Source organism: Corallincola holothuriorum (genome assembly GCF_003336225.1).
GTDB classification, from domain to species: Bacteria; Pseudomonadota; Gammaproteobacteria; order Enterobacterales; family Neiellaceae; genus Corallincola; species Corallincola holothuriorum.
Genome location: NZ_QPID01000005.1, coordinates 187,317 through 200,329 on the forward strand (window position 1 = coordinate 187,317; position 13,013 = coordinate 200,329).

At 49.7% G+C, this 13,013-nt stretch carries 9 protein-coding genes; 5 read left to right on the forward strand and 4 right to left on the reverse strand.

Annotated elements, in window-relative coordinates; genetic code table 11:
- A complete protein-coding gene (locus DU002_RS10015; protein ID WP_114338240.1) occupies positions 1-885 on the reverse strand; it encodes a DUF3530 family protein in 885 nt (294 codons plus the stop codon).
- A gap of 10 nt (positions 886-895) precedes the next feature.
- Positions 896-1,609, reverse strand: coding sequence for a pseudouridine synthase (locus tag DU002_RS10020; protein ID WP_114338241.1), 714 nt, complete (start codon positions 1,607-1,609; stop codon positions 896-898).
- 121 nt (positions 1,610-1,730) lie between these two features.
- Between DU002_RS10020 and DU002_RS10025 the strand changes: the two genes are divergently transcribed.
- Entirely contained in the window at positions 1,731-2,600 is an 870-nt protein-coding gene (locus DU002_RS10025; RefSeq protein WP_114338242.1) for an SMP-30/gluconolactonase/LRE family protein, read from the forward strand.
- A 43-nt stretch (positions 2,601-2,643) separates the two neighbouring features.
- On the opposite strand, the gene DU002_RS10030 is transcribed toward DU002_RS10025, so the two are convergent.
- Both DU002_RS10030 and DU002_RS10035 read right to left on the reverse strand, forming a co-directional pair.
- Positions 2,644-4,317 carry a DUF342 domain-containing protein gene (locus DU002_RS10030; RefSeq protein ID WP_114338243.1) on the reverse strand — a complete coding sequence of 558 codons (1,674 nt, stop codon included), beginning with the start codon at positions 4,315-4,317 and terminating at the stop codon, positions 2,644-2,646.
- A 133-nt stretch (positions 4,318-4,450) separates the two neighbouring features.
- Entirely contained in the window at positions 4,451-5,182 is a 732-nt protein-coding gene (locus DU002_RS10035) for a helix-turn-helix domain-containing protein (RefSeq protein WP_114338244.1), read from the reverse strand.
- A gap of 132 nt (positions 5,183-5,314) precedes the next feature.
- Here DU002_RS10035 and DU002_RS10040 point away from each other — a divergent pair, with 132 nt between their 5' ends.
- The 4 genes from DU002_RS10040 (at position 5,315) to DU002_RS10055 (ending at position 12,954) form a co-directional block, all read left to right on the forward strand.
- Positions 5,315-8,764: an acyl-[ACP]--phospholipid O-acyltransferase gene (locus DU002_RS10040; protein ID WP_114338245.1), complete on the forward strand. Its 3,450-nt coding sequence runs from the start codon at positions 5,315-5,317 to the stop codon at positions 8,762-8,764.
- Between the two features lie 110 nt (positions 8,765-8,874).
- On the forward strand, positions 8,875-9,930 hold the full coding sequence (locus DU002_RS10045) for a polyamine ABC transporter substrate-binding protein (RefSeq protein ID WP_114338246.1): 1,056 nt from the start codon (positions 8,875-8,877) through the stop codon (positions 9,928-9,930).
- Positions 9,927-12,344 (forward strand): putative bifunctional diguanylate cyclase/phosphodiesterase, encoded by a 2,418-nt coding sequence (locus DU002_RS10050; protein ID WP_114338247.1) that lies wholly within the window; start codon positions 9,927-9,929, stop codon positions 12,342-12,344. The genes DU002_RS10045 and DU002_RS10050 overlap by 4 nt, the downstream gene beginning before the upstream one ends.
- A 118-nt stretch (positions 12,345-12,462) precedes the next feature.
- Positions 12,463-12,954: a cupin domain-containing protein gene (locus DU002_RS10055; RefSeq protein ID WP_158538021.1), complete on the forward strand. Its 492-nt coding sequence runs from the start codon at positions 12,463-12,465 to the stop codon at positions 12,952-12,954.
- Positions 12,955-13,013: the final 59 nt, after the last annotated feature.

Below are 13,013 nucleotides of genomic sequence, written 5' to 3' on the forward strand. Positions count from 1 at the left end.
TTACCAGCCAAGGTAAGTTAACCAACCGTAAATCTCTTTCCACAAACGTTCGTCGCTGCGGCTAAAAGCAACATCACCAAACAGCTCTCGCTGGCGATAGTGAAGCTTAAAGTACTTATTCGCGAGTTGTGGGCGCAGGGTAACAGTGTCTTGCACCCAACGATTGTCGTAGCGACTGTAAAGATCTAAAACCGGAATGCTGGTTTTGGCCATTGCCGTTGCCAGCGTGCGATTCAGCTGATGTTCAGGTAAGTAAGCACCTATGGTAACGAAGGCATCGGCAGGCGCTAGTTTCTCTTCGGCGTAGAGCTGAGCTAACCAGCCAGCACTGCTACCTTGAGCGATCACCAGATAGAACCCAGGGTATTGTGAACTCACTTTAACCGTGGCTTCCATCCGCTGTAGTAGTGCGGTTTTATATGCTTCGATCTGTTGTTGGCGACTCTCTTCGCTGAGCCACTCGTCGGCTTGATAAGGCTTAAGTGGATCTGGAGCGCTGCGGCTAGGGTCTATCTCATCTGTTTTATCCAAAGGTGAGACATGATTTTCACTATCAACAACAGGTGGCGGTGTGATCGCCAGGGTGACCCAACCGTGGGAAGGTAGCATCCGCCTCAGATAACCCACACCAAACTGTTCATCGGGCTGCGATCCCCAGTCGGGAACGAGAATGACGACCCCTTTGGTTTGTGGGGTCAACGCCTCCAGCTTAAGCGCACTAAATGGGTTGTCCGGCTCCCCAAGTGGTACCAGCTCGCTATCTCTATCGTAACGGGCTAACGTCGCCTCATCTGCCGGTGGGGCTGCGAACGTGTTTAGGCTGAACGCAATGAGTGGCAGTGTGACGATGAACCGTTTAAGTCGGTGGAACGCGCTATTGTCCATGGCACCCGAACTAGTTATTTGCAATAAACCCTATCTGTTTATCGACCACTTTTGCTAAAGGTTTACCTAAAAACGGGCAAGGCGCTGAAAATGTGAGCCATTCGTTGGTTAGTGGGTGATACAAAGAGAGTGTCGATGCATGGAGTTGTAACCGTGAAGCCATGGCTAATGCTTGGTCATGGGCATAGAGGCGATCTCCGAGTATTGGGTGACCCTGGCTTAACATATGTACTCGCAGCTGATGACTGCGGCCAGTAATGGGCGTTAATTCGATCTCGCTGTAGTTGCCATGTTTGGCCAGTACGCGCCAATCGGTTTGGGACGGCTTGCCTGCTTCGACATCGACCATCTGTTTCGGCCGATTAGGCCAATCGCAACGTAGAGGCAGGTCAACGGTGCCTTGCTCCGTGTTGGGCTCCCCCCAGATCAAGGCATGATAGGTTTTCGCCGTGGCGCGGGTTTCAAATTGCCGATTGAGCTTACGTTGCGCATCTGCACCAATCGCCATGACGATTAGCCCCGAGGTGGCCATATCCAAGCGATGAACGATCCGCGCTTCAGGCCAAATTCGTTGTACCCGCAGTGCCAGGCTATCTCTGTGCTCGATTGCCCTGCCGGGAACAGTCAGCAGGCCACTTGGCTTGTTAAATACCAGTAGTTGATCATCTCCATATAGCAGGTCAAAAGCTGGCATAGTGGGCGGGTGATAGGCGATAAGACTCATGAAAACCCCTACATTGTGAAGTCGCGGATGATACTGGCACTGGAATCGGTTTGCCACTCTACGTGGCTGGGCTATAGTGTGCGGCTGCAAAATGTTATCGGTAAGCTGAGGGAGTGAAGGGATGAGTGAAGTGATCACGGCGCTGGCTAATTGCGCACAACTGGCGGAGTGTCCGCGTTGGGATCCGGAGCAGCAGCGCTTGTTTTGGGTTGATATCGATGCGGGGCGCCTGCACGCCTTTGATCCGAAAACCGGACAAGACAGTTACCTTCAGTTGGACGAAGAGATCGGTTGCTTCGCGGTTAGAGAAAAGGGTGGCTTTGTCGCTGGTCTAAGATCTGGCTTTGTGACTATCGACTCTCTGGCGGGTGGCATTACTCCGATTGCCGATCCCGAACAAGATAAGCCGCATCAGCGTTTTAATGATGGCCGCTGTGATCCTGCTGGACGCTTTTTAGCTGGTACATTAAATCCGAACAAAGATGCTTATAGTGGTCATTACTATACCTTGGATCTGGATCTGTCGGTGCGCAAGCTGGTGGGTAACAACTGGACCTCTAACGGCCTGGCTTTCAGTCCTGATGGCAAGACACTGTATTACTCCGATACGCCAAGGCATGTGGTATTCGCCTGTGATTATGATGTGGTGACCGGGGCGGTGACTAATCAACGCGAGTTTATTCGATTCCCCCATGGCTTTGGCCGCCCTGATGGTGCCGCGGTTGACAGCGAGGGCTACTATTGGAGTGCTTTATATGGTGGCGGCCGGGTGGTTCGCATCAGTCCTGCGGGAAAAATCGTCAATACCATCACAGTGCCAGCGAAAAACCCAACGATGGTGGCGTTTGGTGGTGAGTCAATGAACACCCTGTTTATTACCACTGCGGACACAGACTATGCGCCAGAAAAAGCGCAGTATCCGCTGTCGGGTAGCCTGTTTTCGGTTAACTTACCGGTGACAGGGCTAATCGAGCCGAAATTTAAAGGCTGATAGATTTTGTGCGGCCAGAGAGTAGGCTACTGGCCGCCGAGCTTTAGATGGGGGATATCTGCAAACCTTCATCGGTCATTTTTATTATCGATGGGCCATAGTCACGCTCGCTGGTGACCCGCTGTTTACCAAATTGCACGGTTAGCCGAGAGTGTAGTTTACTGGCTGCTGACACTTGGCAGCTTTTTTGTAATCGCAGGACCTCTTTCCGATAGTGCTCGACCTCCTGCTGCAGCTCCGCATTCTCCTTTTTACTTGACTTGTACCGCGCTACGGCGTTTTTCAACTCAGGTAACAGCTCAGGCTTTTCTGCCTTTTTTAATTGTTTAATCTGACTGGCGGCCTCGATGACATTCTCGGCTGAACGTTTCAGCGCGCGGGATGATTCCTGCATCTGTTGTTTCATGACCACAAACAGTATCGACATATCGATCTCTGTTTTTGCCCCAGCGGCGGTACCTATTTCCCCTGCTTTTACCTGTTCACCGACTTTGGCGACCCCCCCAAGCAGGCGTCCTCGTGGATTGTCTTCGCTGCCAAGCGTTAAGGTGTGTAAGCATCTAATGTCGCAATGACTGGCTTGTCTGGTGAGAGTGATATTTCTACCGGTATTAATTGCGGCGTACTGGGCAAAGTTTGCCGCAACATCTAACTTCGCAGTGATGTGGCAGTTCATGCTATCGGCATGGTTACTGCCACTGTCTATCTCATCATGATCGATGGGGCGCCCAATAATCCCTTTGCTGATGGTGATGCTACCAGCAGCGTCCAGTGTGGCAGAGCTGACGCCGCCGCCAACCGTAATGTCACCGCCACTTTCGACGACCATGCCTTCACCTACATCACCTTCGATGATCACAGAGCCTTTAAATCTGACATGGCCAGTGGTGACATTGACTTGGTTGACGACAAGGACATCGTCCACCATCATGCCGTTTTCTATTTCTACAGGGACGCCTTCTCGTGACGATTCTAATAGGTGGGGGTTGGCTGGATTAAAGCGCGTACCGCTACCTGATGATAATGCAGGCTGTTTACCTGGCTCGGGCGGTATAGGTTTGCCACAGACGTCGGTGCCGCTTGCCCCTTCTGTTGCTGGAACACGCTCCATCAGAGGTGTTCCTTCGGCAACCGTGACCAGATCACCAAGATCCCGCATGTCTACGGTACCGTCTTCTTTCTCTTTTGGGCGGAGTATTCGATCTTTTGCTGTTCTGGCTAATTGCTTGATAACGCCATCACTGCCCGCTTTTGGCGGCGTGCCATTAGCGACCACTCCCTGGAAAACATCTCCGGGCGCTAATGATTGTAAATGGGTGGCGATCTTTGCTAGCTTCTTCTCGTGGATACCAAAGGTCACACTGTTGGCTGCAAGCGCATATTGCAGCGCTTCAAGATCCAGTTGCTTCCCACCAAATGCACCAATGACCTCAATGCCTGCCATCATCTGATCGTCGCTAACAACGACGCGGATCTGTGCGTCTTTACGTTCAGCGATGATAAAAACGAGAGCTTCTGTTGTGGCGGTGCTGGCGGTAGCGGCAACGGCGAGTTGGGTTAACGCTTCTTCAAATACGCCTTCAAGAAAGCAATAGCTGGCATAAGGCGATTCTGAAAATGCCTTTTTGAGTTGTTCAAGCGAAGGAAGAGGGGCACTTGCTGGATCATCAACAACCCACTCAACCTGACTATTATCTTGCGTTGCTCTAAACATCATCTTACCGCACTGCTTTCCTCAAGTATAAGCTACTGATGTCAATGCGCTTGATCCAGTTCGGAGTGACTAAATCGCGACCAAGCTGGCAAAAATACCGCTTAATTGATGGTGCCGCTAACTTTACGCTGCCTTTTTACTTGCGAAAGTCAGCAAAGGCACTGAATTGCCAGCGTCTTAACGCTAGCACCAAGGTGGTACCGTGGCGGTCAGCAATTGGCAGTTTCCTCTGAACGTGATTGAGCTCGTTAAACTGTTCTGACAGTTTTTCCAGTGCTTGCATTAACTGCGCTAAAGCGTCGTCAGTCATCATGCCATTGAGGCACACCATCGCACTGCTGTCATCATTAAAATCATGGTGAAAAAATTCTTGTTCTACTCGTGATCGGAAGTATGTTTGGATCGGGCCTCTGGCTTGCCATTTGAAGTTGTTACCCACAATCAATTTGATCCGGTTACCCGGCAGTAGCTCTAATATTCCCATACGATCAAGTGTCGCCAGTTTTTGGATCAAGACAGTGGCCGAGAGCTCATAGTGGCGAAGGATCTCATCAAACTGCCAATAATTTAAGGCGCTTATTGCCACCAGAAGGAGCATTGAGTCGTCGATTAACTGCTGTTCCTGAGCATGACTGAGTTCATTCAGTTTTGGTTGCTGCTGCTCCATTAATTCAACTAAGCCGACGAAATCTATTCCCAGCCATTCGCAAATTTTATCGATTCGCTTTAGGGTAAAGCCTGCTGTTGCAAACAGGCGCTTCACTGATGCTTCGGAAAGGTTTAAGCACTCAGCCACATCACGATAGGTTTTTGTTTTTTGTTTCAGTGCTAGTTTCAGCGCCTGATGGAGCTTTTTTGCTTGGCTCATAAGTGATATTCGCTATTTGGTATTAATTAATAATACCTTGGGTTGACTATTATGCGAATAATCAGTTTTTGGTATCGAATGATTTCTGTTTTCAATAGTCTTAGCCGCAATTAAGACTACATGGAGTAGACAATGTTGAAGGTGAAAGGGTACCTACCCTATCTGGTGATGGTGTTTTTAAACGCGTTTGTCGATCTCGGGCATAAGATAGTGATCCAAAATACTATCTTTAAAACCTACGACGGCAGTTCACAAGTGATCCTCACTGCAATCATTAATGCCCTGATATTACTACCATTCATTTTACTATTTTCGCCATCTGGATTTATCTCAGACAAGTATCCGAAACAGCGGGTGATGCAGATGAGTGCCTGGGCCGCAGTCGGGATCACCTTGGCGATCACCGCTTGCTATTACCTTGGCTGGTTTTGGGTGGCATTCGCCATGACTTTTCTATTGGCCTTGCAAAGCGCGATCTATTCGCCAGCGAAGTATGGCTATATCAAAGAGCTACTAGGGAAAGATAGGTTGGCTCGAGGCAATGGTGTGGTGCAAGCGATCACGACGATCAGTATTTTGGGCGGAATTTTCGCTTACTCAATTCTGTTTGAGGGCTACCTTGTTGATCAGCCCGTGGATGATACCAGTCATATCTTAATGACTATTGCGCCGTTAGGTTGGAGTTTAGTTGCCTTGTCGGTGATCGAGTTGCTGATGGCCTACCGTTTGCCACAAACTCAGCCTGTCGACAGCAAGATGTCTTTTGATATCAAAGCGTATCGCCGTGGTACCTACCTGAAAGAGAATCTGACCACCGTTTCCCGCAACTCAGTGATTTGGCTCTCGATCATCGGCTTAACTGTATTCTGGGCGGTATCACAGGTGATGTTGGCAGCGTTTCCAGCGTTTGCAAAATCGGTGCTGTCGGAAGATAACACCGTGGTGATCCAAGGCTTATTAGCGTGCACCGGTATCGGGATCATGTTGGGATCGTTATTGGCTGGTCGCGTGTCTAAGCACCATATTGAAACGGGGATCATTCCTTTAGGTGCAGTTGGTGTGGCGCTCGGACTATTTTTAATCCCTCTTATCAGCTCTACGGTTAGCTTTGCATTGGTTTTTATCTTGATTGGTGTGGCTGGTGGCCTGTTCATTATCCCGCTCAATGCCCTGATCCAGTTTCATGCCCCAGAGCATGAGAGTGGTCGTATTTTGGCTGGAAACAACTTTGTGCAAAACGTGGGGATGTTGAGCTTCCTGGTGATGACCGTGTTACTGGCGATGGTCGGGATCGATGGTGCAGCATTGATCTGGCTGCTATGTGCTGTCGCCAGTTTGGGTGCGTTGTACACCATGTGGAAGCTACCGCAGTCTTTAGTGCGGTACCTGTTAGCGATTATCGCAACTCGGGGATATCGCTTGCGCGTCGATGGTTTTAAGCATATCCCAGAACAAGGTGGCGTCCTGATGCTGGGTAACCACATTAGTTGGATTGATTGGGCAATCGTGCAGATAGCTTCGCCACGCCCGGTGCGTTTTGTGATGGAAAAGAGCATATATCAGCGTTGGTATCTGAATTGGTTTTTCCGCTTGTTTGACGTCGTGCCGATCGCTTCTGGTGATTATCGGAAATCGGTTGCCCGGATCGCCGAACTGCTTAATCAAGGGGAGGTGGTGTGCTTGTTTCCCGAAGGAACCATTAGTCGCAATGGTCAGTTGGCCGAGTTTAAGCATGGTTATACCAAAGCTGCTGCGCTTGCCAATGCCGATGTTAAGATCTTGCCATTTTATCTGCGCGGGTTATGGGGGAGTCGTTTTAGTCGTGCCAGTGCCAAGTTAAGAAGTAACCGAGAGCAGGGACGTCGCCGTGATGTGGTGGTAAGTTTTGGCTTGCCAATGGCGATCACTACAACACCGGATGAGCTTAAGCGCAGGGTATCTGAACTGTCGGTACAAGCTTGGCAACATTACACCAAGGCGTTGCCGTCGGTGCCTGCTGCTTGGGTAAGAACGGCAAGCCGTGTCGGCGGCAACACGTTACTCACCGACAGTGATGGTAAGTCATTATCAGGTAGACGTGCGTTGGCTGTTACCCACTTATTGGCTAACCGCCTGGCATCTCAGAGCAAAAAACGTCGGGTGGGAGTTTTGCTGCCGGCCAGCAATGGTGGCGCTTTGGCTAATATGGCTCTGCTGATGCGTGCCAAGGCTGTCGTCAATTTGAATTATACCGCATCGCTTTGCGCCCTCGAGGGCGCGATAACCAATGCCGACCTAGATCTGGTGGTGACCTCTAAACGCTTCGTTAAAAAGCTAGAAAAGCGCGGCTTTGCCGTCGAAGCGCTGTTCTCTTCGTTGCATGTTATATATCTGGAAGATCTGTTTGCTAAGGTATCGCCGTGGTCGGTGATCTGGCGCCAGTTGTTGGTCACCGCATTGCCGATTAACTTGTTGCAGTGGTTGTCTGTGTCGAAGATTGATGTGGAGCGTACCGCAGCAATAATGTTCTCATCAGGGAGTGAAGGTTCGCCGAAAGGGGTGAAGCTGAGCCACCGTAATTTGATGGCAAACATTAAGCAGGTATCTGATCTGCTTAACACGCAGGACTCGGATGTGATGATGGGCTCCTTGCCGTTATTTCATGCCTTTGGCCTGACTGTGACCACGCTGATGCCAATGGTTGAAGGGATCCCGTTGGTGTCTCATCCTGACCCCACGGATGTGAGCAGGATAAGCAAGGCGATAGCCCGTTATGACGCAACATTGTACTGCGCTACTTCGAGCATATTGCGTTTGATGACCAACAGTCGCCAATCCCACCCGTTGATGCTGAGTTCACTGCGTCTGGTGGTGTCCGGGGCAGAGCGCTTAGACTCAGCGGTACGAGATGGTTTTCAGAACAAGTATGGGCAGCAGGTGGTCGAAGGCTATGGCACCACTGAAACAACCCCGGTTGCCAGTGTGAATGTTCCAGATCAACTGGATACCCGCTACTGGACAGTGCAGAAGGGCAATAAGCCGGGCACTGTCGGCATGGCGTTACCGGGTAGCAGCTTCCGCATTGTCGACCCAGATTCACTGGCGCTGTTGCCACAAGGAGAAGCGGGTCTGATCTTGATTGGGGGAGCGCAGGTGATGAAAGGGTATCTGAATGATCCAGAGCGCACCGCCGATGCAGTGGTCGAGATCGATGGGATCCGTTGGTATAAGACTGGTGATAAGGGGTGGTTAGATGAAGACGGTTTTCTCACCGTGGTTGATCGTTACTCTCGCTTTGCCAAAATCGCCGGTGAAATGGTGAGTTTAAGTGCTGTCGAAAAGAGCCTAAGCGAGTTGTTATTGCCGCAGTTCCCTGAGCTTTCTCTAGCGGTCGTCGCGATTGCTGATGAACGCAAAGGGGAACGCTTGGTGGTGTTAGTTGATCAGGATATTTCGCTTACCGAGTTGCGACAACAATGCAAAATCGGTGAGCTGAATAATCTGTTTTTACCCGCTGCGGTGATCAAGGTTGATGGGCTTCCTACCCTTGGTAGCGGCAAGATCGATTATCAACAGGTGAAAGCGCTCGCTGTCGCCATGTGATCTGGTGCAACTCCTGCGCAATCTAAACGTAAGTGTGCAGCGCAATGCTGCGCACTTTTCCCTTTCTTTGATTACACTTAGCTACAAATTCATGGCCGCTGTGGTGTTTGATGATACGTCTCCTGCGACTTTTGTTGATCTTTGCCGTGATCGGTTGGTTACCTTGTGCCACCGCCACCGCCACCGCCACCGCCACCGCCCCGCTCAAACTATACAACTGGGAATACTATAGCTCTGAGCGTCTGTTTAACCATTATCGACAGGTCAGCGGGCGCGAGATCCATGAACTCTATTTTGAAAGTGACGAGGAACGAGATCGTGTGTTGTTTGGCGGGCGGCGAAAAGAGTTCGATATAGCGGTGATCGACAATCAATCGATAGAAAGCTATGCCGCCGCAAGGATTATTGCGCCGTTGAGTCAGCGCATTGCAGCCTTGGTGGAGAAACAAGTGCCAGCGGTGTTTGCCGATGCTTGCCACAACTATGGTGTGCCCTACCTTTGGGGTAGTTTGGGCATTGCTTATCGCCGTTCAAAAGTGTCGTCTGCGATAGATAGTTGGTTAGATCTGTTACGACCGGAGCAATCTCTCACAGGTGGCATTGTGATGTTGCCCGATGCGACAGAGCTATTAATCCCAGCATTAAAGGCTGCTGGGTATTCGATCAATAGCAATGATCCTGAGCAGTTGCGGCAAGCCTATCTTCTGCTGCAACAGCAAAAGCAAGATGTGCTGGCGTACGCCAACCCATTGGATGTGGTGGAACAGGAGGAGGGCAAAGAGAAGCTGGTGGCGACAATGCTATATAACGGTGACCTCGATACCTTGATAGAACTTACCGGGCATGAAGATTGGCAATATGTAGTACCTAAGGAGGGGAGTGCTGTTTGGACCGATTGCTTAGCCACGTTGAGTGGCTCAGAGCAAGAACCAGCGATCAACCAGTTTTTTGAGTTGTTGCTAACGCCTCAATATGCCGCTTGGTTGAGTGAAGACTCTGGCTATGCCACGCCCGTTGAGAGCGCAAAATCATTACTGCCGAAAACTCTGCTCGATAACACCGATATTTATCTTCCCGCTGATGTGCGGGAACAAAGTGAATATTATGGTGATGTGTCAGCATCGAGTGATCTGCGCTCGCGCATACTGCTGTCGGTTATACGATGAAGTTAGAGTCAAAATTTCTACTGATTATTCTGCCCAGCCTGTTTCTGACAGTCTCGGTGTTGTCTGTCGTTGAGTATTGGTTTTTGCTGCAAGATGACAGGCAGGCGGTACGGCAACAGGTGGAGCTGCAGCATCGAAATTGGGTTCGGCAGGGCAACCAGCGGTTAGAGCTTGAGATCGCCCAGTTAAGAGCCATCTCCAAAATTGGTGAGATGGATGATTATCTCTTTACCAGTAATGCAAAGTTGCGTGAAGTGAGCCTAAAGCCGCGGTTGATGTTTGCTTTGGATGAGCTGACCAGGGAGCTCAGTAGTTTTAAGCGTATCTCTCTTTATGACATTGAGCATCAGCAGCTCATTATGGTGGGGGAGAATGTTGACCCGTTTGCTGATGTCGATAATGCTAATCTTGCCCTGTTGCAACGGCTGCAGGCATACCCACATAGTCATGTTGATTCCGAACTGAGAAATAATCATGGCGCGTTGACTTTCAGATTAGCTGAGCGTTTTTCCCCTTCATTAATCAGAACCAGCCAGTCGCCAGCGGCTAGCCACGAGCTCTATACTTTAGTTGCTGAAGTGGATCGCCTCGATGTCGCTGATGCAATTGAAGAGCTTTATCTAAAGCAAGGGATCGCCCTGCTAGTTTTTGATCGTGAACGGCGTTTTATCTTTGGTCCCACCTCGATGCCATGGCAGGTGGGAAATGCTGATCTTTTCCAACAACTCGAACAGAAATTGATCCGTGGTCAGTCATTGGTTCTGGATGATATTGGTGAATTTCAACTGGTCTCGCAGTTAACCTCAGGGAACACCATCTCTATCGCCATGGTGTCAGAGAGCATCGAAAATCAAGATGCCAACGCGTATTTATGGCGCGTTATCTTGCTGTTATTAGTTACTTTCCTGTTGCTGTTTATTCTGTTGCGCTGGGCGATCAAGCGTACGGTGGTAAAGCCGTTGATGATGATCAGACAGCGTATCCGTGGCGTAGAGGAGGGCATCGATGAAGATGTTCCCCTCTCCAAGGGGGTTGATGAGCTTGCAGAGCTCAATAATAGCTTTGCTGATATGGTGACATCAGTGCGGCAAGCGAAGACAGCACTGGAAAAAGTCGCTTACTCTGATCGTCTTACGGGCCTCAACAATCGCCTAGTATTGCAACGCTCCTTGGGGGAAGGGTTAGAAAGCAAGATGGCTCTGTTGATCCTCGATATTGATAGGTTCAAGCATTTGAACGAGACCCATGGGGACAAAGGGGGCGATCAAATACTGAAGCGCCTAAGTGAACTTGTGCAATCGATGATGGCTAAGCCACCATTTGACGAACTGATCGATCATCGGAGTTATGTTGCGCGTACCGCTGGTAATGAATTTGCGATTTTGTTGTTCCATGCCAATCTTGAGCTGGCTGAATCGTTGGCTGAGCAATTGGTCACGGCGTTAGCGGATCCTGTGGTTGTGGGTGCCGGACAGGTGTATCTACAAGTCTCTATCGGTATTGCTGCAAGTCCGCAACACACAGAGACGGTGGCGGATTTACAGAAATTGGCTGAAGCTGCAAAACAGCAGGCGAAGCTAAAAGGTGGTGCTCAGTATCAGGTGTTTAGCCAGCAGATCGCTGAATACCTGTTAGAAAAAGAGGTGATTGAAAGAGCGTTGACGACGGCGTTAGAGCAGGATGAATTTGAACTGTTTTTTCAACCCTATGTGTGTAGCAAAACTGGACTCATTGCCGGTGCAGAGGCATTGTTGAGATGGCAAAGCGACAGTTTAGGCCGTGTCGGGCCAGACAAGTTCATTCCAGTGGCAGAACAGTCGGGGTTGATCTATGCGATTGATCGTTGGGTGATTGAGCATGCTTGCCGGTCATTGGCTGAGATCCTAAAAACTCAGCAAAATTCTACGTTTTCCATGTCCGTTAATGTATCAAACACCCATCTGCAGCAACCCGGATTGGCAGATTTTATCTCCGGTGTTGTTTCGGCGATGGCGTTACCACCCAAGCAGGTTGAGATTGAGATCACGGAAACCGCGACCGCTGATTTGGACGACCGCTTTTTGGCGAATGCCAATGCATTGAAGAAACTTGGGGTTGGCTTAGTACTGGATGATTTTGGTACCGGCTATACATCCCTTGCGCATTTAGGCCAACTGCCTGTGACAAAGCTCAAGCTTGATCGGACTCATACTGCTGAGATTGGTTTGAAGCAGCCCGCAGATACCCCTGGGGTAGCCAAAATAGTGCTGGAGTTTGCCCATGCCTACAATCTCTCAGTTACCGCCGAGGGCGTAGAAAATCAGCAACAGCTAGACTTTTTGAACAGCGAAAAATGTGATTTTATTCAAGGGTACTACCTTTATAAACCGATGAGTTTTAAACAGCTTTTAGAGTTGCTAAGCGGCAAAGGTTAACGTCGTCAAAAGCCGTTGCTTGGATCTTCCTCTATTTGATCTGTTTGGCGCTTAATGTGAGTGCTGTTGAGTTAAATGTATACTCATTTTCCGTATGATTTTTGGCCGCCGAGGTTCTATGAAACTGTCCAGATACGTCTATACCGAACAGGAATTTCATCAGCAGGAGGAAACCCCTGTTTATCATCGCGAGATAGGGCCTGTGGTATTTAAACAGGGTGACGAGGTGGCGACCGTGAAGTATGAGCCTTGCCATAGTAACGCCGAGTATAGCGATTATCGGCAGGGCCAAGGGCGGGTTTGGACTAAATGGTTGTTAAGTGAAGATGGCAACAAAGCGGAAGGGATATCCGAGTCGGGTATCAACATGTTTGCTGATTTCTATATGGAACCGGGGGCAAGTATTGGACAGCATCAGCATAGCGATAAGGAAGAGATCTACTATCTGCTGGAAGGTACATTGAAGATTTCCGTGGAAGATGCTGAGGGCGGTTGTACGGAGCGGACCCTAATGCCAGGCGATATGCACTTCATTCGGTTAGGTCAGTCCCATGCGGCGTTAGCTGGAAGTGAAGGAGCGCGGGTGGTAAGTGTTTGTGTTAAAGGGTAAGCGGGCTAGCGAATTAGTACTTTCTTAGCGCTCACCTCTTTCGTAAACGTATTGCTAAT

Bases quoted from the DNA above. Each gene is read 5' to 3' on its own strand.
- DU002_RS10015 (WP_114338240.1), bottom strand. From the start codon at position 885: ATGGACAATAGCGCGTTCCACCGACTTAAACGGTTCATCGTCACACTG.
- DU002_RS10020 (WP_114338241.1), bottom strand. From the start codon at position 1,609: ATGAGTCTTATCGCCTATCACCCGCCCACTATGCCAGCTTTTGACCTG.
- DU002_RS10025 (WP_114338242.1), top strand. From the start codon at position 1,731: ATGAGTGAAGTGATCACGGCGCTGGCTAATTGCGCACAACTGGCGGAG.
- DU002_RS10030 (WP_114338243.1), bottom strand. From the start codon at position 4,317: ATGATGTTTAGAGCAACGCAAGATAATAGTCAGGTTGAGTGGGTTGTT.
- DU002_RS10035 (WP_114338244.1), bottom strand. From the start codon at position 5,182: ATGAGCCAAGCAAAAAAGCTCCATCAGGCGCTGAAACTAGCACTGAAA.
- DU002_RS10040 (WP_114338245.1), top strand. From the start codon at position 5,315: ATGTTGAAGGTGAAAGGGTACCTACCCTATCTGGTGATGGTGTTTTTA.
- DU002_RS10045 (WP_114338246.1), top strand. From the start codon at position 8,875: ATGATACGTCTCCTGCGACTTTTGTTGATCTTTGCCGTGATCGGTTGG.
- DU002_RS10050 (WP_114338247.1), top strand. From the start codon at position 9,927: ATGAAGTTAGAGTCAAAATTTCTACTGATTATTCTGCCCAGCCTGTTT.
- DU002_RS10055 (WP_158538021.1), top strand. From the start codon at position 12,463: ATGAAACTGTCCAGATACGTCTATACCGAACAGGAATTTCATCAGCAG.